The organism is Prevotella micans F0438 (assembly GCF_000243035.1).
Taxonomy (GTDB): Bacteria; Bacteroidota; Bacteroidia; order Bacteroidales; family Bacteroidaceae; genus Prevotella; species Prevotella micans.
This window is the reverse complement of sequence record NZ_JH594521.1, coordinates 69,507-91,029: the sequence shown is the minus strand read 5'-3', so window position 1 is coordinate 91,029 and position 21,523 is coordinate 69,507. Positions and strand designations below refer to the sequence as shown.

Sequence of the window (21,523 nt, the reverse complement as noted above, 5' to 3'; positions counted from 1 at the left end):
AATAACAATGGGAAGAGCATTTGAATATCGCAAAGCTGCAAAGCTCAAAAGATGGGGTCACATGGCCCGTACATTCACCAAACTGGGAAAAGAAATCGCAATAGCAGTAAAAGCTGGCGGGCCGGAACCCGAAAATAATCCCCGTCTGCGAGCCATCATCGCAACCTGCAAGCGCGAAAACATGCCTAAGGATAATATTCAGCGGGCTATCAAAAATGCGATGGGAAAAGATCAAAGCGAATACAAAGAAGTAACCTACGAAGGCTACGGCCCGCACGGGATTGCCGTATTTGTTGAAACACTCACCGACAATACAACCCGTACCGTGGGCGATGTACGCTCGGTGTTCAACAAATTCAACGGTAATCTGGGTACCCAGGGTTCGCTCAGCTTTCTGTTCGACCACAAGGCCGTGTTTACTTTCAAAAAGAAAGACGGAATTGACATGGATGAAATAATCCTCGAGCTTATTGACTATGGGGTGGATGATGAGTTCGATGTCGATAACGAGGAGGGTGAAGTAACTATCTACGGTGAACCCACCAGCTTTGGAGAGATACAGAAACATCTTGAAGACAACGGCTTCGAAATAACATCGGCCGAGTTCACCCGCATTCCGAACGATCTCAAGGATGTCGACGCCGAAGAGCGCGAAACAATTGATAAGATGGTTGAACGTTTGGAAGATTTCGACGATGTGCAGAATGTTTACACCAACATGAAGCCAGCCGAAGAATAATTCTCTTTCGATATATTATGTAAAGCTCCGAGAACTGTTTGGTTCTCGGAGCTTTTTCATACGCACTAATCTTCAGCCTGACTAATCTCGCTATCTCTACATGCCAATCCCTACATCCCTCGGATTAGCTATAAACTCGAGGCTGACACCAGTCAACGGATGGACGAAAGAAAGATGCGAAGCGTGGAGATAGAGGCGGCATGCAGGCGAACCGTAGAGAGCATCGCCGAGAATAGGAACACCAAGGCCTGCGGGATGAGCGCTGTGCACACGAAGCTGATGGGTGCGACCGGTGATAGGATGGAACTCAACTTCTACGGCGAGAGGATGGCTGCGGTCTGAAGTGTGGATTTTCTCCTTTATTATATAGTGCGTAACGGCGGGGCGTCCCTTGGCAAAATCAACAACCTGTCGAGGTCGGTCAAGAGGATCGGGACGGATGGGCAGCTCTATCATTCCCTCGCGCGGAATAGGGCGAGCGAGTAACTCTAGAGGCAACAGAGCTGTATAGGTTTTCTCCACACTTCGACAGGCAAACTGTTGTTGCAACGCACGATAGACATCTAGCGAGCGCGCAACAACGAGCAGTCCGCTGGTTGCCATGTCGAGCCTGTGAACAACAAGCGGTTCTTCTTCGGGCCGACGCTTACGTAGAAGATTGTAAACCGACTCCCGATTGCTTCGACCAGGCACACTGAGCATACCCGAGGGCTTATTTACAACCGTAATCCACGCATCTTCATATACAATCGCCAGCTCTCCAGAGGATGCCTGCTCCAGAGGATTAGGTTCAACATCAAGACCACGAAGCATCCAATCAAGAATAGGCTTGCATTTTCCGCTGCATGCCCCGTAGAATTGTCCGTGTCGCCGCAGTTCGGTCATAGGTGCATCACTCCACCAAAAGGTTGTCATCTCTATGGGGCGCATATTATGTTCGAAAGCATATTGCAACAGCTTTGGCTCGCAACATTCGCCTGCTCCGGATGGAGGAGTGAGTGTACCGGCCGAGAGCCTGGTAGACGAGGCATTCCGAAGCATGTAGTCGCTGAAGATATCGATGAGCGACTTCTTCTCACCGCGGGCATTCAGGAAAACGAACTGTGAAAAGAGCCATTGTTGCAAACGGTCGGACTTGAGCTTGCGCTCCCTTCTCAACTCGGTAATCTGCCCTTCGAACTGCCTAACCAGCTGTTCGGCTGCACCCACGCGAGCAGCTCGACTGGCCACAGCTCTCCGCACTTCGGCTTTCATGAACTGGCTTTCGCGAATCATCTCCCGACGGTCGTGTTCAGAGAGAGTAATTTTATTCCTGCGTAGGTCGCGCTGCGCCTTGGCCGACCGCATCTCAAATCGCTTTTGCTCCACAAGTCTGTCGGCCTCGCTACGTTCGATGTCCAGTCTGTTCACTGCATGACGATAATCGGCGCACTGCTCTATCCGACTAATCTCCGCGCCCATCTCACTAATCTCAGCCTCATGTGTCTTGAAATATCCATCTGGCTGAAGATAATCTACCACCGCCGGTACGAAATCATCCGCCGCTCCTTCCAATTGGCCGGAATAAGCCTGTAGATAGCCCAGCTGACCATCGTGCTCAACCAACAGAACGCCAAACATCTTACCCTCATCCAGCTGTGGCAGGTGCGACTGCAGCTCGTGCACTGCAAATCGGCATAACTCACCAGGCTCACTGCTGAACGGATTGCCAAATCGCCCATTCCCGGGCGTCGGTGCATTCAAAGGATGGAACTTTTTCATGGCTGCAAAATTATCACCTTCAACCAAACAGTAACACAATTTCCGCGAAGGCGGCGCGTTCTTCGGATGGTAAAAACAAAGCTATGCTCGGAAACAACTATCATAAAGGACTAGTGGAAGCCGGATGCGACGAGGCCGGAAGAGGATGCCTGGCCGGAAGCGTCTATGCTGCTGCCGTAATTTTCCCAGAGAATTATCGCAATGAACAGCTCGACGACTCGAAGAAACTCTCGCCCACCCGACGATATGCCCTACGCGAACAAATCGAACACGACGCAATAGCCTGGGCTATAGGTATTGCAACGCCCGAGGAAATCGACCAGCTAAACATTCTCAACGCCAGTCTGCTGGCCATGCATCGAGCCCTCGACTCCCTAACCATCGCTCCCGAGGCCGTGATTGTTGACGGAAACAGATTCAAACCTTACAAGAATTTGCCCTTCGCCACGATTGTAAAGGGCGACGGAAAACGACTCTCTATTGCGGCTGCGTCGATTCTCGCAAAGACTTACCGCGACGACTATATGCTTCGTATCGCCGAGCAATATCCAGTCTACGATTGGGCATCTAACAAAGGTTATCCCACGGCGAAACATCGCGAGGCAATTGAGCTATACGGACTAACTCCGCTTCACCGACAATCGTTCCACATCCGCAAGTCCACCGAGCTCGACCTGTTCGCTCACCTGTAGAACACCTCCAACGCCTCCTCGCGCCCAACTTTTTTCACTAAGAAACGTTCGAACCCCATACCAAATCCTTGCCAAACATATTCGGCCACGACATAAAATCCATCAAGAGTGGTTTCCAGACTACGAATCCGCCCGTCTACAAACCTAAAATCCTGTAAGATTCCACCCAACCTTGAGCCTAGCCACAACGGCCGCACCCGTCCCCGCTTGTTCTTGAATATAAACAACCGGCGTCCCCGCATTTTGTAGAATCGCGTTGAATTAATCACTCCAACCATCGCATCTTCCACGCCATTCCCATCTACATCGCCCGTACAGAACCTATAGACCGGATAATGCAAACGCCACTTGTCGACCGTAGAATCGGTTCTGAGAACCAGGAACGACAGACTGTCCGACACATTCTCCAACTCAAATCTCTGCGCCCGTGCGCCGCCCGAGAGAATAAGAAGAATCAATAATAGTAAGCTCTTCATATTATGAAAAAACAGAAACCATTCAAATATTGGTTTCTGCCTTTGTGACCCCGTTGGGATTCAAACCCAAGACCTTCAGAACCGGAATCTGACGCTCTATTCAGCTAAGCTACGGAGCCGTTATTATGCTGGCAAAGGTAGAACAAAGTTTATAATTCAATGAACGTGAAAAAAGTATTTATCTTTGTGAACCTTAACCTCCGGAAACACCTCGGAGAAACGCACAATTATTAATTCCAAAAATAAATTTTCAAGTATTCAAATGAAAAGAAATCTATTTCTGGCCTGTTGCCTGCTATCATCAACGCTGGCTGTGCAGGCACAAACAACCGAAGGAGGCGGAATCGACGAACAAATGTTACAGAAGATTGCTGCCGCACAAAAACCGGCAGGCCGAGCCGTGGCAAACGCAATCGCATCTAATTCTATCGACGACCTGGCACGCAACTTCCAAAATGCCGGAACGGTCGACAACTATTTCAGCGTAGAAACACCAAAGCAAAGCATCCACGACCAAAAAAGCTCGGGACGATGCTGGCTTTTCTCCGGACTGAATGTGCTACGCGCCAATTTCGCACGGCAAAATAAAGACTCCATCCGAGTAGAATATTCGCAAGCTTACCTCACCTTCTACGACCAGCTCGAAAAGGCTAACCTCATGCTGCAAGGCGTAATCGACAATGCCGAAAAACCCATGGACGACCAGCGCGTGCAGTTCTTCTTTAAGAATCCCATAAGCGACGGAGGAACATTCTGTGGCGTGGCCGACCTGGTTGACAAATATGGCCTCGTGCCCATGGAAATAATGCCCGAAACCTATTCGGCCGAGAACACCTCACGCACAGGTCGCATCCTATCCTCAAAACTGCGCGAATTTGCACTCGAACTACGAAAAATGGTAGCTGCGAAAAAGTCGAAAGCAGCCATCAAAGCTCGTAAAACCGAAATGCTCGGAACCGTGTACCACATTCTCGCCCTCACCCTTGGCGAGCCCGTAAAATCGTTCACATATGCCTTCAAAGACAAGAACGGAAAGCAAATCGGTCGACCAAAAACCTACACCCCGAAGCAATTCTGCCAGGAAACTGTAGGTCATAAACTCAACGGCACCTTCACGATGGTGATGAACGACCCACGAAAGGAATACTACAAAACCTACGAGGTGCAATACGACCGCCATACCTACGACGGACACAACTGGAAATACCTCAACCTACCGATGGAAGACATAGCCCGCCTCGCCATCGCCTCACTCAAAGACTCCACGAAAATGTATTCAAGCTACGACGTAGGCAAACAGCTCGACCGCAAACGCGGTTATCTCGACACCGAGAACTATGACTACGGAACCCTCTTTTCAACGAACTTCCCGATGAACAAGGCCGACCGAATCGCAACCTTCGACAGCGGCTCGACCCACGCCATGACCCTCACCGCCGTAGACCTCGACGAAAACGGTAAGCCCACAAAATGGAAAGTCGAAAACAGCTGGGGAGCCTCCTACGGTCCCGGCGGATGCCTGATTATGACCGACCGCTGGTTCAACGACTTCACTTTCCGCTTGGTTGTCAACAACAAATATGTTCCCGAGAATATTCTCAAAGCAGCACAACAAAAACCAATAATGGTTATGCCTGAAGACCCCCTTTTCCAGGAAGACAACTAATATTCCTCTCCGCCTTTCCATGCCCTAATTCTACGATAATTAGCGGGAAAGACTGATTTTTATGAATTTTCCCATGCTCCCCGGTGTATTCCGCACCGGGGAGTTTTTTTACACCCAATCCGATACCTCGCCCCCTCCCAACTAGCTAAAAGCATAATTATATACCTTTCCAACTAATAAAACTAAATATAAATTAAAGCATTGTCAATGCTATCGATTAAAATAAAATATTAGTCTAAGCATTATTAATGCGCATGATATAAATATAATATTATATATAGCATTATCAATGCGAATACTTAAATCAAAATATAAGTTAAGGCATTATCAATGCCGACACTCAAAATAAAATAGAAGTTAAGGCATTATTAATGCGCAGGCTATAAATAAAATAATAGTTAAAGCATTATCAATGCATCAGCTATAAATAAAATAGCAATCGAAGAATTATCAATGCCTATATATAAAATAATATTTTAGATGACGCATTGATAATGTTAAGACTAATAATATTTTTATTCTAGAAGAATTATATAATATTGCAGAAATAGCGAATCCTCCACAATACCACTATTGACTTACAAAGGCAAATCACTATACCCAGCTCGTTAGATTAATCATTTTGTATGACAACGTTTGGAAACGAGCAGCAATTAGGTCTATTTTTGCTTATTATTTAAATAACTCGCCTAACATCCAAAGACAATGAAGAAAACTATCGTACTCCTCGCCCTAGGGCTATTCTTTTGTGGACTCGCAGCCTCTGCACAGGGCATTTCTCTCAGTGGCGACTTAGGAAACACAAGTACTGCCGTAAAGAAAATTATGTTCGATACTGCACAAGTTAAGTTGTTCTACTCCCTAAAGTTCAAGAAAGACTCTACTCGTAACGACACTACGGAAGCACAAACAGTGTTGTTGATTGGTAAAACTCACACGTTGTTTCTCGATTATTATAATCTGGTGCTTGATTCTATCTATGACGATGCCGATAAAACCAAGAAGAATCCATTACTCATTATGCCCAAATGTTTTGAGTTATTTGCTGTGCGGAAGTTTGAAATGTATATTCTTTCGGATTTGCATAACGATACCACGATAGTCAGAGAAGATGCTTTTGTCAACACCTATGAATACAAGGAGAGAACTCCGGTAATTGATTGGAATATCCTGCCGGAGGATTCTGTAATTAACGGACTGCCGTGCGGAAAGGCTACTTGTCACTTCCGCGGACGAGATTATGTTGCGTGGTATTTAAAGGATGTTCCTCTGCCATATGGCCCATATCGATTCAACGGATTACCGGGACTCATAGCCGTAATAAAAGACACAAAAGGGAATTTCTGCTTCACGCTGAACGGGGCACAGGAAAAACCTAGATACACTAACCTTATTTATCTGCATGATGAAAGCATATTTTTCACAAGAACTACTCGCGAAAAAGCCCGTCAAGCCATAAAAACAACCTATGAACATAAAGCTGACATTATGCTTCAAGATCCGATAATAAAAATATCACCCGATGCCGCAAAGAAGATGGATAGAAGTCCCGACCCCTATAACCCGATTGAATTAGAGTAAGAATATTATGAAGAAACGTTTGCTCATTTTTGTTTTGCTCGCAACCCTTTGCGCCATACAGACAATAGCACAAACGGTGAGCGGAATTGTGAGCGATGCCGCAAGTGGGAAGGTTCTTCCGCGCGCTACCTGTAAGGTTGTCAATCGCGGCGACTCGCTACTAAGATATTGCATAGCGGGCGCAAATGGGCGGTTCTCGATAACCCTTCCGCCGAGAGCCGCCGAACTTGTATTTTCGTGTATGGGTTACGAACAACAACGCATTACCATTGAGCACGCCGGCGAAAACATGGAAATAAAAATGCTGCAAACGTCACACTCGTTGCCAGATGTTATAGTAAAAGCGCCGCCTATTACAAAACGCAAAGACACGGTTGATTATCATGTGTCATCGTTCGTCGACAAGGGCGATAGGCATCTCGAAGACGTACTAAAAAAGATGCCGGGATTCGAGGTTACCCCCGACGGAGGCATAAAATATCAGGGACGGCCAATAAGCAGGTTCAACATCGAGGGACAGAATCTGCTGGGCGGCCGATATAATCAGGCAACGCGGAACATGCCTGTAGCTGCCGTATCGACCGTCCAGGTTATGGAAAACAACCAGCACATTCGAGCATTGAAGAACAAAGTGTCGTCGGAAGAAACTGCACTTAATATAAAGCTCAAAAAGGATTACAAACTTAAACCGTTCGGCGAAATATACGGCGGCGGCGGCGGACTATCTACTTTCCTATGGATTGGCGCAATAAGCATGCTCAACATTTCGCCCAAGAACCAAACGCTCATAACGGCTGAAACAAACAATCTGGGCAAAAGTCTTTCGGGCGAGGGATTCAATAATATCGACCTTACGGGAATGCGTACGTCGCACTTTCTACCAATTGGAATGCTCGACGACATAACTCTGCGCCTATTGCCGCTGAAGAGCAAACGATATCTCGATAACAAATCCTACAGCATCGCGCTGAACCATCTGTTTGTTCTCTCGAGATATTCCAATCTCGTAGCTAACGTTTCGTTCGTTGACCAACGCGAAATCAACCGCGACAGTATCTATAATCGATATGGAGGACAGAACACATTCGAACTCTCAGAAACAGACAGGCTGTACAAGCGCATTTACACGCTTTCACCATCAGTAAAATATGAGCTCAACAGTCCGAAGCTCTACCTCGAAGACGAACTTAAAGGTTCGTTTGGAAAGATGGAGATTGAGAACCGACTCATAAGCAACGCCACCGCATTAGACAACTCCATGTGGCGTAGGCCAGGGCATATTCAAAACCATTTGAATATGATTCTCAATACCGGATTGCAAACATTTTCCATCCGATCGTTCGCCCGATATTTTTTCGACAAAGAAGCACTCATGTCGCCGACGCTTCAGTTGCTTCGACATGGACAACTGCTCTTTGAAAACAAAGTTTCAACCGGGATTAGCCTTTTCCGTCACAATATAGGCCTCGAATATTCTAACGAATATATACGCAACAATATCGTATTCGCCAACCGAAGCGACGCGAGCAGCATTTTCACCCATACGCTACAATCGAACTACACAATCGGCATCGGCAAGAGCAGTTTCATGCTCGGTCTGCCGATAAACCTTAGCATCGTGGACTTGCAATGGAATCGCGCTGCCAACGGAAAGCGATTTCACATTGCCCCATCGGTTGGTTGGACTTATCTGCCCAACTCATTTCTCACAATCAGAGCCAACATATCTTATAGAGAGCGAGCCGGCGAAGAACCCCTCATGTCGCAACCCTATCGTACAAACTATCGAAACACCAAGGATGCGCTCAATCGCATGGGATGGGACAAAATATGGAGTGTCAACTTCTCCATGTCATATCGAAGCGTACTGCATTTGCTCACGTGGCACCTCAACGGCAACGCCTTCCTTACAAAAAGCGACCACTATACCGAATTTTCCTACACTCCATCAGGCACCCGTTTACGCCCCGTTTGGCAACCCAATGACCAGCGAATGTTCTACATCACCACCTCGCTGCACAAGGTCATCGGCAAAGGCTTGAACCTGAAAACCTCAATCAACTTCAACCGCATGGAAATGTTCATCGCGCAGAACGGCGAACAAAATATCTACAAATCGAATGTCATCTCTTCGATGGTAGACATTGTCTACGCCAACCTTTCGTGGCTAAAAATAACCTGGTCGACAACCGGAAACTTAAGTTGGTACGACGCCCAACCCAAGAGCCTCTTCAAAAGCATCTACACCGAAGCCAGCCTATCACTCTATCCAATAGCCCACCTAGGTATCGACATCTCGGCCGACCACAGCCTGCAAGAAATATCTAAAAACGAATACCGCTCCAACCTCTTCCTAGACTTTTCGGCCGAATATCAGTTCTCGAAACGTTTCTCGATAGCGCTAACCGTCACCAATCTTCTAGGTCGAAAGGAATATATCGACATGAACCGAACGGCCATAAACTACAGCTATTTCAGTAAGCACATCCGCGGTCGTGAAGTAATTTCTACCCTCCGCTTTTCATTCTAGTTTTTGTTTGTTTCATTAAAACCAAATTACCTCTCGGTTTTAATGACATTCAGCTTGGGCAACACAAATGTTTTTAGGCTGGGCATATCCTCTGATGTAAAACAGGGTCTATTTGGGACGAACTTTTACCATATTTCCAACGGATGCCAACTCGGACGAGATGCCCGCGCATGTAAAGACCTCTAAAAATTAGAATGGAAGACCGATTGCGAGGTGTAGAGTTTGGGCATCGCGAAATTTGGGGATATTATAGAAGCGAGTTATTCCGGTGGCATAAGGCACGTGAAGACCGATACCCCAGTCTAGGCGGATGATGAAGAAATCGAGGTCGTATCGGAGACCTACGCCGGTACCGAGTGCCATTTCTTTTAGGAAGTTCTTGAATTTGAATTCCGAACTGGGGCGAGAAGAATCTTCCTGAAGCGTCCAAACATTACCGGCGTCGAGGAAGAGAGCACCATAGAGATTGCCTACCAGATGGGGACGATATTCAAGGTTTGCAAGTACTTTTATGTCGCCCGTTTGTTCGATATAAGAGCGGTTGCGTGATGTGGAGCGATAGCGTCCCGGGCCAATTTCTCTAACGTTGAATGCACGCACACTGTTGGCTCCGCCCACGTAGAATTGTTCGGTATAGGGTGCAATAGTGCTGTTTCCGTAGGCCCATATTGCGCCTATATTTATGTGAGCGGCAATGGTCGTGTGAGACTTGATAGTCCAGAGCTTTGTGAATTTAGTTTCAAGTTTGAGGAACTGCGCATAGGGGTTCTTGAACATTTTTTTATTCTTTTCGTCCCATGGTTTCTTCCTTATCAATGCACCCAGTGCGATGAGGTTCGAAGCCTCACTGACGGTTGTTTGCCATTTGATTGGATTGAGCAATCCGGAAGGACTTTGATAGGTATATTGGAATGATGCTTTGGGGATAAACTGGTCGGCCATGGAGACTTTGAGATAGGGCATACTGTCTGTGAGTTCCTGGAATTGTTTGGTTGTTTTGTGCATGAATTCGTAAGTGAGCGAAAGTGGTGTGAATTGATATGTATTTTGTTCAGTTGGTCGCCATGCATAGGTTAGTTCGCCCGAAACAACATGCCGTTTGAAATATTTTGCACGGTTGATGATGTCAACCGATGTGCGAAGGAGGGTTATAGGTGTTTCGTAGAACTGTTTTATTTTCGGTACGGGCGGCATGGGCAAGCCTTTCAGGAAAGCCTCACGGCGTTTCTGTTCTATTCGACGATGGCGTTTTCGTGGCGGTTCGGCGAAGGGGTTTAATATGCGCGGAATTTGTAAGCTGGCTTCAGCCCCATATTGATAATCGTTTATTCGGGAGTTTTCATTATCGTTTCTTGCAGACGCCCATTCATAAGCCCCATGTGCTTTGAGATTGAAGAGTTCGGCCCCTCGGAAAGTATTTCTCTTTGCGAATCCAATGATAAGTTCAGGTCCGTATTTTCCGCTTGTTTTTCCTTTTCCATATGTTTCGATGTAGAAGTCGTATGGCTTTTCGATTAGACAATCGAGAGTCATGTCAAGAGTTGTGCACGTATCCGAGCTGTCGGATGGCGTAAACGTAAGACTTGTTGCCGAAAACACTCCAGTTGAGTTGAGTTTGTTGAGCATTTGTTGGTGGCGTTCCTGACTGTAGGTGTCGCCTGGACGCAACATAAGGTCGTTGGTAAGAGTACGATGGCGTACGGGCGGACGCGAGTGGGTATAGTTCATCGTAAGGAATCCTCTTATGCGTTGCCCGTGGAGTTCTTCCATTATTTCTCTTCTAAAGTTTATGGTTTGTTTTCGGATAGTCCATACACGAGCAGCTCGAGGAGGAATGGAATCGACCATCTGTAATCGAACGGTTGCTCGACCATGATTTAGTGTTGTGTCGGCAAGATAGCTCGCATGGTCGCCTTGATAGTAATAATAGCCGTGATTTCTGAAAAGGCTTGTTATTCGTTGACGTTCTTGTTCAAGACTTGCCACATCAAACGGGCATCCTTTTTTTATGATTGCAGCGGCGGTATCGGTACGGATAAGACTATCGGCTGCGGGCGGGAAGTTCGTGTAGCTTATGGAGTCGATGGTACAAAGTGGACCAATGTTGACTGTGTAGCGGAGTTTCGCTTTTCTAGGGTTACGTTGCCGGATGGTTTCGTAGGAAATCTTTCCGCTGAAATAACCTCTTTTAGAAAGCAGATTTTTACCCACAGTTGCGCGCAGATCGGGAGTTGTAGCACTAAGCAATATTGGTTTCGAAGCGAAGGCTCGCAACATCCATTTACCAAATGCCGTACTGTCTTGCGCAAACGAGTTCCATATCCAGAGACCTATCGGAAATGGCGAACGCATCGACGGGCTACCAAAGAGAGAGGCATTTGGAGTAGTTGCTAGTATTAGGTCGAGTTCCTCCTTCACGTTTGTGAAATGAGGACTGTTTTGATAGTTTTCATATCGCGTAGACTTCATTCCTGTGTAAAGCTGTTCGCCTTCAGGAATGGCCTTTGTTGTGCTACACGATTGGATGAACACAGAGAAAATTATTGCCGTAATGAGGCAGATGAACTTATTTATTTCTTTCATCTGTGAAGCGTATTAGAGTATCGTGGCGTTCGGATTTTGTTTGCGGCTGCACGATTGGATTGGAGTCGTTATTTTTGAATCGGAAGATATCTTTGAAGTGACGTAGTTTTCTCCTCCACATAAATCCGGCTCCAAACTCGCTTTGGTTACCCTCAAGCCAGTCGTAAGCTTCGCGTTCGTAGTAGAGTTTGAGATACTGTGTCTCTTTTTTGTTGAGCCTATATTCAAGAGAAAAGTTATCGAAATAGGCTCCGTTATCCTGGGAGAACTGCGAACCTGTGGAAACTCTGCCGCCAAGATTTATTCGGAGTCGATTATCCCACAAACGTTTCGAGAACTTGAAAGTGTAGTCGGTGTGCAGAGCTCCATTGACGTCGGCTGTGCTTTCCATGTTGGCCGTGATGTCGAGCCCCATTGAACTTAGCGCCTTACCGGTGATTTTATTCACTTGACTTTGCAGGAAGCTGGCCAGTGCACCATTCATTGCGTTATTTGTGCTGGCGTTGTTATTGCCGTCGAGATACATACCCGAGGCCAGCATTGTAACAGCTAGTTTCGAGCGTTCTTCAACGCTTTTTGTATTGAGGGTATTTTGAATTTCCTGGTCTTCGGGCGCGCTGATTATGAACTCCACTCCAGGTTTGGGGAACTGACCAGTGAGGCGCACTCCGCATGCGAAGTCTACTAACCTACCCTCGCCCGATGCATTCGAAATACTTGTTTTCACTTCCTCGGTCGCGGTGATATTAAGCGTAGGCTGCATTGGGTCGCCGGTAAATTCTATGTAGCTTCCATCCTGAATGGTGAAAGTTCGGAGCGGAATGATGGGAAGAGAATATTTCATCACACCGTCTGAAAGAGTGTAGCGGCCACGCAACCGAGCTCCGTTTGCAGGGTCGTAGTTGAGTTGTAGATTTCCGCCGCCAAAGAGGTCGATGTAGTTCGATTTATCAGCGTTGAGTGCACAAACGATGTGGGCCTGCTCGTCAATATTCACGCCAAGGTTCATGCTGAATCCATTTATGTCGGGTCGACGAACAACATCGGCAGTCGAATCGGTCAGATTTGTGAATTGCACAAGGTCATTCAGTTCGGTATCGGTTGCAAGTGTTCCATCGCGTAGAACATAAGTCATGTTCGTTGAACCCAGAACAGAGAGCATTCCATCCATGTGCAGGTTAGCCACCGGACCGCGCAGTCGACCACCGAAATTCACGAACACCTTACCGAATATTTCGGAACGAGCGTTTTCCTTGGCATCTATTATTTCGAAATTGGTGGCGCGCATTCTCACATCCATCAGCATGTTTTCGAGATTCGAGAAATCAAGATAACCCGACATATTGAGCGGCTGGTTATTATTGGCAAAGAGCTCGAAGTTTTCGAACTCGATACGACTGTTGCGAATAAGCACGGGGTCGTCGGCAAAACGCATTTCGATACCGTATGGTACGCTGACGAGATAAGACGAATCAAGATATACTTCACCGTTTATGTCGAGCCTATTAAGCGGTCCTTTCACAGAAAGCGACCCCTCACCCTTTCCTCGCAAGCCGATGATTTGGTCAGGAACGAAGCCGTTTACATAGCTCAGCGGGAAGTGGTTCATTTTAAAGGTTGCATCGAGCGAACCTCGGCCTTCGTTACTATAGGTTCCGTTAAAAGTGCCTACTTCGTTACCGTTCTGACTAATGATGGCATCAACATAATGTGAGCCGTCGCCTTGCGGCATGTAGACAAGCTGTGCGCCCACATCGCCCATAGGATTGTTTTCGTAAACGAGATTCTTTATCGTGACATCGCTCGACATGGTAAGCTCTGAGGCTGTTTGCACAATGTGATAGTCGCCGTCAACAACTCCCGACATCTTCGGCGCAAACGGGAGCACGGTGAACAGTTTGCCCAATTCGAAGCGGTGCATCGAAAAAGTGAGGTTCTGGAGTGACGTACTGTCAGAATCTTCGGTTGAAATTTGTACACCTGCACCATCGGCAGCCAGGAGACGCATGTCAGCTGATATTCGGCGATCGCGTCCGACGTAAATGTAATTCGAATCGTTCACGGCAAATTCCTTGTAACCCAAAATCGATTTATCGGAAGTTATATTCATCCGGATTCCGCGGTCGGCCATTCCTGCCCGGAACGACAATGCTACACCGGGACGATTCTTAGCATCGATAATAGATACATTCGACTGGATTCCGTGCTCATAGAACGAGCCGCGCAGATAGCCTTTGTAAGGATAGGTATTACGTGAGTTATTCTCGAGGGCGATATCGTAGGTGAGACCATCGGCATTGCTCAAAAGTTTCATGCGGATGGTGTCGAGCTGCAAACTGTCGCGATATACGAGCGAATCAACGAGAATCTTTCCATTCAATCCATCGAATGGCGACGAGCTTAGGTCGATATCGGCCGACCGGAACGCATATCCCTGCTCGGCTAGCAGTCGACTGAACAAATTGTCGCCACCACTTTTCAGTAAGAAACGGCCCGTGGGTAGATGCTTGCGAATAGCCGGCTGGTCGATGCGTTTATTAGCCAGCTGAGTCATGATGTCGTTATAGATATTTTTACCCGATTTGGCCAATTGTCTGTAGCTGCCACCAAGCGACGCACCCAGATGAAAGTCGCCTCCATCGACAACAGCACGCGTGGTGTCGAGCCTACTCACAATGTCGAGCCGAACATCACCCGGTACGTAATGCCTGTCGCGAATATCGGCCTGCATATTTCTCATCGAACCACGCACGGCAAGATTATCTTTCATGTCGGTCGAGAAATTCATGTCGGTCGAGAAACTCGTTGTGAAAGGATGAGCTGCCACTCCCAGTTGATAAAGGTCAGCACGACTTATATTTCCGTTGATATTACCCTGAATGTTGTTACCTTTCATTCCGGCATCGAGATGGATATTGCCGGCAAACAGTTCAATCCTTTCGTTTCCTCTCGTTTCGTGCAGATTTATGTTGTCCACGCTACCTGCTACAGAATGGTTATTCTTCAAATCCGACACGAGTACAAGGTCGGTTTCGGCTCCGAGATGAAAATGTTTTCCGATCAGTCCGAGAGCATGCAGATTAGCATCCACGAGCTTCCCTTTAAGATGGGATGTGAGCTTACCCCCTTTCATATATGCAAGCACATCGAAACTCCCGACTGCCAGTCGCACGATTCCGCGTCGATTTTCGGAAACAAGTTTGAACTGCCGAACAGGCCCCTTTACATAATGGTAGTTTGTAAAATTAGATTTCACATCGACATCGGCCCATGTCGAAACCACATACGGCTCTTTCATTGCTCCAAGCCTGCGAAGGTCTACTCTGCTGAATCGTCCGCGCAGATGACCGTCAACGCTTTTATCGCTTATTCGCCCAACGAAACCGAAATCACCACCAAGCATTACGTTTGTGCTCCGTATGCGTGCATCGGTCGTTCCGTTTTGCATTTTCACTCTGCCGTCGATGCCATCGAGCACATAGTTTCCGTAGCCGAACCGACGAATATCAAGCGAGAGATTCATTTCGGAGCGTTTACTGAATACATCGGTTCCACGTCCATTAAGCGCGATTGTTCCTGTGAACGGGGCCAGTTTCATATTCGGGAGGAATCGTTCGAGCTGCAATTCGTTGGCCTTGACGGCTAGATTATATTTTCCTGAACGAACGCCATATTCTCCTTTTATATTCACCCGTCCCGCTCCTTCGGTGAGCAGCATATTACCCGAATAATATCCTTCGCGCAACCGAACAGTTCCGTTCAGTCCGATATTGCGTGGCAGATTTATCATCTTCGTCACAGCGCGCGGCATGAGCGGAAGAATGAAACCAAGATTCCCCAGTGTTCCTTTCAGTCGAAGATCGGCCTGCATTGCCGACGGTTTGTTTAGCGAGCCCACCCATCCTGTAGCCGAAATATTGAAATAGCCCTGCATTTTCAAACCGAGTTGTTTGAAAGTTGCCCGATTGAGATTCCCATAGATTTCGCCTAAAATCACGAGCGGAACGTTGGGAATTGCCCGATAAATTTTCCCGGGCAACGCAGTGAGGAAAGGCCGCAAATCAACTTTATTAGTATATCCATCTACCCGGACCGACAGTCGTCCGGGATTCTTCTGCTCGAAAACATTGGTATTCATTTTGAACATCCCCGACAGTCGCGAATTGGGCATTGTGAGGGCGAAATCGGAGAGTGCGACCGTGGCACCGTCGTATTCGAATGCGCCTTTGAGATTGTTCACAACGAGTCCGCTTTTTTCGTGGAAATTAAGTGTGCGAATACGCATTCCGATTCGCGGAGCAGCATACGCAAACGAATCCAATCCGATGTTGAGATTATCGAAATAGATGTGCCCGGCATCGAATCCACGCAACGCTCGTGGCGCATATGTTTGATTGAACCGCAGAGCACCGTTTTGCCAGTCGAGACTTGCTAGCTGATAAACATTATCGTGCAGAAGCAATCGAGCCTCGCGTGCGGACGCAGTTCCGATTCGCGCCCAGATGTTCATTGTATCTCCGGGCATGTGCAGAGCGAAATCTGTTTTTGAGATATTGAGTTTTCCTATGGCAATTTTCCACAGCGGTCGTTGTTTCGAAGTATCGTCGGGCACGGTATCACCTAGTGCTATGTCGAGCCATCCGTTTTCGATGTCGGCCACATTCACGCGTAGGGAATCGCCCTTGAGGTTTATTCCGTGGCTCACGAGATGCAATTTCTTCAAGCGTCCTTTAATCCGAAGATCGCCGATGAGATTCGTAGTGTTTGCTTTCAGATTATTGAACGTGAGCTCGTCTACTTCCACCCGACCTTCGACCAACGGCATCAACTGCACCTTGGCTACAAGACGTTCTACGTCGGCTACAGTATCGCGTTCGGCTTGTATTATTTTGAGATTATCCATCTGTAAATCTAGCGGAAACGAAAGTTCCACTCGCTCGAGAGTTATTTTCATACCGGTTTTCTCGGCAATGCTATTGGCCACTCGCTTTACAACCCAATTCTGAACCGGCGGACAGTAGAGCAACAGCGCGAAAATCAGAAAAAGCAAAATCGGAGTTGCAACTATAATCGCAAGCCATTTCAAAGCCTTTTTCATGCTCGATGAGATTCTCTTTTATAAAAAAACATGTTTACAGCGGGATTGATGCAAAGGAACACAAAAAAACTCGAACGACCCCTCTCCTGCGCTCATGCTATAACGGAGCGTTCACCAGGAGGCGACTAGTGTTCGGTTATCTCATTTCGAATTTGCGTATAATCCGATGTCTTGTCAGGCAGAGTGTTATTTTTCGATATTTCATCAGACGGGGCAGCAGAATCCGGAAGCGATTTTTCATCCGGAGATTCAACTTTTTTATCTGCAGAAATATCGTTCTCCCGTGCCTCAATAGAGGACTGGGGTTCTTCTTCTGCCGAGATATTTTCCTCCGTTATAGCCTTATTTTCTGAAGGATTACGATTATCTACCACTTTCTCACCCTCTGTGTTTTTATCGTTGGGCGAAGCATCATTCGGAGTTTGGGCGACATTTTTTTTCTTCCTTTTCCTCTTCGTGAGCACTTGTTCTTTGTAGCGTTTGATGAGATAATTCATGCGATTGAGGAAACGGTCGAGGTCGGGGACAATGCCAAGAACGCTGATACTATTCACAATTTTAACCAGTTTAAGATAGGCCTCATCGCTCGCTCGACGGGCCAAACGACGTTCGCCCACGCGCCTACCTTGCCGCGCGTTAATTCTACTGAGCAGAAGCTCTTCGACCTTACAATTTGCCGATTTCAGGGCCTCCACATAGGCCTGCAAACCCAGCTTAGCCACCTGCGGGGCAAATCGACCCTCGCAATCTTCTATGAGCACCGTGATATTGGCGGTTTCGCGCTCTAGCTGTGCCCGCGGATTGATTCTCGACTCTTTTATGCGTTGATGAAGCTCGGTTGCGGCTTGTTTCATTTCGGGAATGGAGATTCGCAGAAAACTTCGTACGGCGGCCTTGAATCCAACGAAAAGCGAATCGCGCTCGCGGTCAACATCCTTAATATCATTGGTTGTCATGCTCTTTTTCGACAGTCGCATGCACCTTTCCTCCTCCGCCAGGGCTTTCTCGAGTTTGTCGACGGCCATTTTCACCCTATCATTAGCCAACAGCGCAGTTTCCGAACCAATGTAAGAGCACACATACTTAAAGAATTGCTGATGCGCCCCATTGGGTATTTTCACGAGGTCTATGCCTCGGATTTCATTGAAAAGCTCATTTGTTTTCATACTATTCAGTTTCGTTTCCATTAAAAATATTCTCCCGCAATATTAAAACAGCATTTCAATTAATTTGCAGAAGATTACGAAGATAATAAACATATATATAACATATATACGGTAACATCCGCAAAGATAAAAAATTATTTCTAATTATATATGGTAGTCTCCGCAAAAATAATTAATCATAAAAAATTATTTGCGGAATTTTCCGCAAGTATAAAACAATACTTTAATTCATATGCGGACTATTACGTAATAGTAAAATCATATTGAAAATGATTTGCGGAATAGTTCGCAGTTATAAAATTACTTTTTAATCACTTGCGGGATTTTCCGCAGATATAAAATTATACTTAAAATTACTTGCGGAACATTCCGCAGATATAGAAATCTCTTATAATAATATTCGGATTTCTCCGCAAGTTTAAAACAAAACTTAATATGCCAACTCGAGCTGAACGATTCATAATAACGACACACGCCAATTCGGGCGGAATGCCCGCATGTAGGGACAGACCCCGTGTCTGTCCGCATCCGGACACGACCGGACGAAATACGTTATGCGGTCGGTAGACCGAATTGGCAGAGAGGCGGACAGACACGGGGTCTGTCCCTACATGCGGGCATTCCGCCCGAATTAGCATCCGTTGTTTATTACCCCATTGGCTTCTCAGAGGCTTAAGCAGATTCTTAAATCGAACTCACGTATATATTCCATAACTTTGCTGCACATTTTTACATAACATTGATTTTATGAAAGAATTGATATTGAAATACGGATGCAATCCAAATCAAAAACCTTCGCGAGTTTTCATCGAGGATGGAGAACTGCCCATCGAAATTCTTAGCGGCCGACCGGGCTACATAAACCTGCTCGACGCGTTGAACAGTTGGCAACTTGTCAAAGAACTGCGAGAAGCCACCGCAATGCCGGCCGCAGCGTCGTTCAAACATGTGAGTCCGGCGGGCGCAGCCGTAGGATTACCGTTGAGCGACACGCTGCGGAAGATTTATTTTGTCGACGACATCAACTTCCCGCTCACGCCACTGGCCAATGCATACGTGAGAGCTCGCGGAGCCGATCGGATGTGCTCGTTCGGCGATTTCTGCGCGCTGAGCGACACGTGCGACGAAGCTACGGCGCGACTCATCAAACGTGAGGTTAGCGATGGAGTCATCGCACCCGACTATACCCCCGAAGCGCTCGAAATTCTTCGCTCGAAGCGCAACGGAGCATACAATGTCATAAAAATCGACCCGACATACACACCACCAACAATGGAACGCAAACAGGTGTTCGGCATAACCTTCGAACAAGCACGTAACGAGGTGAAACTCGATAATCCGGAGCTTTTCGAGAATATTCCCACACGAAATAAAACGTTCACCAACGAAGCACGACGCGACCTCATAATTGCGCTAATTACGCTGAAATACACGCAAAGCAACTCGGTGTGCTACGCGAAAGACGGACAGGCAATTGGCATCGGAGCCGGACAACAAAGCAGAATTCACTGCACACGACTGGCCGGAACGAAAGCCGACGAATGGTGGCTCAGACAATGTCCAAAGGTTATGGAATTGCCTTTCAGAAACGATTTGCGTCGGGCTGACCGCGATACGGCAATCAGCACTTATCTATCCGACGAAGCCGAAGATATTCTTGTAGACGGCGCATGGCAACAACTATTCTCTCGTAGGCCGGAACCTCTCACAAACGAAGAACGCCGAGCATGGATAAGTCGGAATAAAGACGTTGCGCTGGGTTCGGACGCATTCTTTCCGTTCGGCGACAACATCGAACGCGCCCACAAAAGCGGCGTGCAATTCATCGCGCAAGCCGGCGGAAGCATCCGCGACGACAATGTCATCTCGACTTGCAACAAACACAACATCGCAATGGCCTTCACCGGCATCCGATTGTTTCATCATTAAACCAGACAATCATTCATGGACGAATTCGATCAGATTCTCGAAAGCGGTATGGTTTTCCGCAAACCATCGAAACCTAAAACCAACGACGGAAAAATTAAAACCAAGGCAAAAAAAAGAAATACATCACCGGCGCCCATGGTTCGGGTAGTGCCAAACAGAAGGCAAAATATCGCGAGCAACGTTCGAGGCGGCGCAGGTAATTGTTACCTTTGCAAAGCATGAAACACATAAAATAATTAAATAAAAACAATGGATCTATTAAAGCAAATCGTTGAGCGAGCCAAAGCTCACAAACAACGCATCGTTCTTCCAGAAGCCGAAGAAGAACGAACTCTGAAGGCCGCCGACAAAGTGTTAGCCGACGACATCGCAGAAATTATTCTCATCGGTAATCCCGAAAACATCCATCGCCTGGCCAACGAATGGAACCTGAAAAACATCGACAAAGCAACCATCGTCGACCCGATGAACAACCCCAAAAGCGAAGAATACGCCAAACTGCTCGCCGAACTTCGTAAATCGAAAGGTATGACAATCGAAAAAGCACGCGAATTGGTTAAAAACAACCTTTACCTGGGCTGCATGATTATCAAAACCGAAGGCGCCGACGGACAAATTTCAGGAGCGCTCTCAACAACCGGCGATACGCTTCGCCCGGCCCTGCAGATAATAAAATGCGAACCCGGAATAACATGCGTAAGCGGAGCAATGCTCGTTCTCACACACGAACAACAATACGGCGAAAACGGAATAGTAGTAATGGGCGACGTTGCCGTGACCCCAAATCCAACCGCCGACCAGCTTGCACAAATAGCCTACACAACCGCAGAAACCGCCAAAAGCGTGGCCGGATTCCAAGACCCACACATCGCCATTCTAAGCTTCTCAACCAAAGGCTCGGCAACCGACGCCAAAGACAAAACAACCGGAAAGAGCGCATACATAATCGATAAAGTAATCGAAGCAACCAAACTGGCCAAAGAACGCTATCCACAACTCAAACTCGACGGCGAACTGCAGGCCGACGCAGCACTCGACCCAATCGTAGCTAAAAAGAAAGCACCCGAATCAGACATCGCCGGAAAAGCTAATGTGCTCATCGTGCCGAACCTTGAAGTGGGCAACATCGGCTACAAACTCATCCAACGCCTTGGAGGCGCAACCGCCATCGGCCCAATTCTGCAAGGAATTGCCCGACCGGTTAACGACCTATCACGCGGATGCTCCGTAGAAGACATTTACTACATGGTTGCCATAACAGCCTGTCAGGCACAGGACGCCAAAAAGAAAGTTTAAAACATC

At 47.1% G+C, this 21,523-nt stretch carries 12 protein-coding genes, 1 tRNA gene and 1 pseudogene; 8 read left to right on the top strand and 6 right to left on the bottom strand.

From position 1 onward, the window contains the following. Positions 1-7 precede the first annotated feature (7 nt). Positions 8-739: a YebC/PmpR family DNA-binding transcriptional regulator gene (locus tag HMPREF9140_RS00335; protein WP_006950932.1), complete on the top strand. Its 732-nt coding sequence runs from the start codon at positions 8-10 to the stop codon at positions 737-739. Positions 740-835: 96 nt separating this feature from the next. Here HMPREF9140_RS00335 and HMPREF9140_RS00330 read toward each other — a convergent pair whose 3' ends face one another. Beyond that, entirely contained in the window at positions 836-2,500 is a 1,665-nt protein-coding gene (locus HMPREF9140_RS00330) for an RluA family pseudouridine synthase (RefSeq protein WP_006950931.1), read from the bottom strand. Between the two features lie 83 nt (positions 2,501-2,583). Between HMPREF9140_RS00330 and HMPREF9140_RS00325 the strand changes: the two genes are divergently transcribed. Further along, on the top strand, positions 2,584-3,192 hold the full coding sequence (locus HMPREF9140_RS00325; RefSeq protein ID WP_006950929.1) for a ribonuclease HII: 609 nt from the start codon (positions 2,584-2,586) through the stop codon (positions 3,190-3,192). On the opposite strand, the gene HMPREF9140_RS00320 is transcribed toward HMPREF9140_RS00325, so the two are convergent. Together HMPREF9140_RS00320 and HMPREF9140_RS00315 are read right to left on the bottom strand one after the other, a co-directional pair. Next, positions 3,183-3,668, bottom strand: coding sequence for a hypothetical protein (locus HMPREF9140_RS00320; protein WP_006950928.1), 486 nt, complete (start codon positions 3,666-3,668; stop codon positions 3,183-3,185). The genes HMPREF9140_RS00325 and HMPREF9140_RS00320 overlap by 10 nt on opposite strands. A 45-nt stretch (positions 3,669-3,713) precedes the next feature. Then, positions 3,714-3,787: transfer RNA gene (locus HMPREF9140_RS00315), tRNA-Arg, on the bottom strand. 143 nt (positions 3,788-3,930) lie between these two features. Here HMPREF9140_RS00315 and HMPREF9140_RS00310 point away from each other — a divergent pair. The 3 genes from HMPREF9140_RS00310 to HMPREF9140_RS00300 all read left to right on the top strand — a co-directional run bounded on the left by HMPREF9140_RS00310 (position 3,931) and on the right by HMPREF9140_RS00300 (position 9,445). Then, positions 3,931-5,334, top strand: coding sequence for a C1 family peptidase (locus tag HMPREF9140_RS00310; protein ID WP_006950926.1), 1,404 nt, complete (start codon positions 3,931-3,933; stop codon positions 5,332-5,334). A 705-nt stretch (positions 5,335-6,039) separates the two neighbouring features. Then, on the top strand, positions 6,040-6,915 hold the full coding sequence (locus tag HMPREF9140_RS00305) for a GLPGLI family protein (RefSeq protein WP_006950924.1): 876 nt from the start codon (positions 6,040-6,042) through the stop codon (positions 6,913-6,915). Positions 6,916-6,922: 7 nt separating this feature from the next. Continuing rightward, complete coding sequence (locus HMPREF9140_RS00300; RefSeq protein WP_006950918.1) at positions 6,923-9,445, top strand: carboxypeptidase regulatory-like domain-containing protein; 2,523 nt, start codon at positions 6,923-6,925, stop codon at positions 9,443-9,445. Between the two features lie 189 nt (positions 9,446-9,634). On the opposite strand, the gene tamL is transcribed toward HMPREF9140_RS00300, so the two are convergent. From tamL to HMPREF9140_RS00285, 3 genes are all read right to left on the bottom strand, one after another. Continuing rightward, positions 9,635-12,028, bottom strand: coding sequence for a translocation and assembly module lipoprotein TamL (tamL, locus tag HMPREF9140_RS00295; RefSeq protein WP_006950917.1), 2,394 nt, complete (start codon positions 12,026-12,028; stop codon positions 9,635-9,637). Next, complete coding sequence (locus tag HMPREF9140_RS00290; RefSeq protein ID WP_006950915.1) at positions 12,012-17,126, bottom strand: translocation/assembly module TamB domain-containing protein; 5,115 nt, start codon at positions 17,124-17,126, stop codon at positions 12,012-12,014. The genes tamL and HMPREF9140_RS00290 overlap by 17 nt, the downstream gene beginning before the upstream one ends. 125 nt (positions 17,127-17,251) lie before the next feature. Beyond that, positions 17,252-18,292 carry a DUF6261 family protein gene (locus tag HMPREF9140_RS00285; RefSeq protein ID WP_006950909.1) on the bottom strand — a complete coding sequence of 347 codons (1,041 nt, stop codon included), beginning with the start codon at positions 18,290-18,292 and terminating at the stop codon, positions 17,252-17,254. A gap of 747 nt (positions 18,293-19,039) precedes the next feature. Here HMPREF9140_RS00285 and HMPREF9140_RS00280 point away from each other — a divergent pair. The 3 genes and pseudogenes from HMPREF9140_RS00280 (at position 19,040) to pta (ending at position 21,517) form a co-directional block, all read left to right on the top strand. Further along, positions 19,040-20,221 (top strand): phosphoribosylaminoimidazolecarboxamide formyltransferase, encoded by a 1,182-nt coding sequence (locus HMPREF9140_RS00280; protein WP_006950906.1) that lies wholly within the window; start codon positions 19,040-19,042, stop codon positions 20,219-20,221. Positions 20,222-20,236: 15 nt separating this feature from the next. Further along, positions 20,237-20,421 (top strand): annotated as a pseudogene (locus HMPREF9140_RS10625) (hypothetical protein). A 49-nt stretch (positions 20,422-20,470) separates the two neighbouring features. Continuing rightward, complete coding sequence (pta, locus tag HMPREF9140_RS00270) at positions 20,471-21,517, top strand: phosphate acetyltransferase (RefSeq protein WP_006950902.1); 1,047 nt, start codon at positions 20,471-20,473, stop codon at positions 21,515-21,517. The last annotated feature ends 6 nt before the right edge of the window (positions 21,518-21,523 follow it).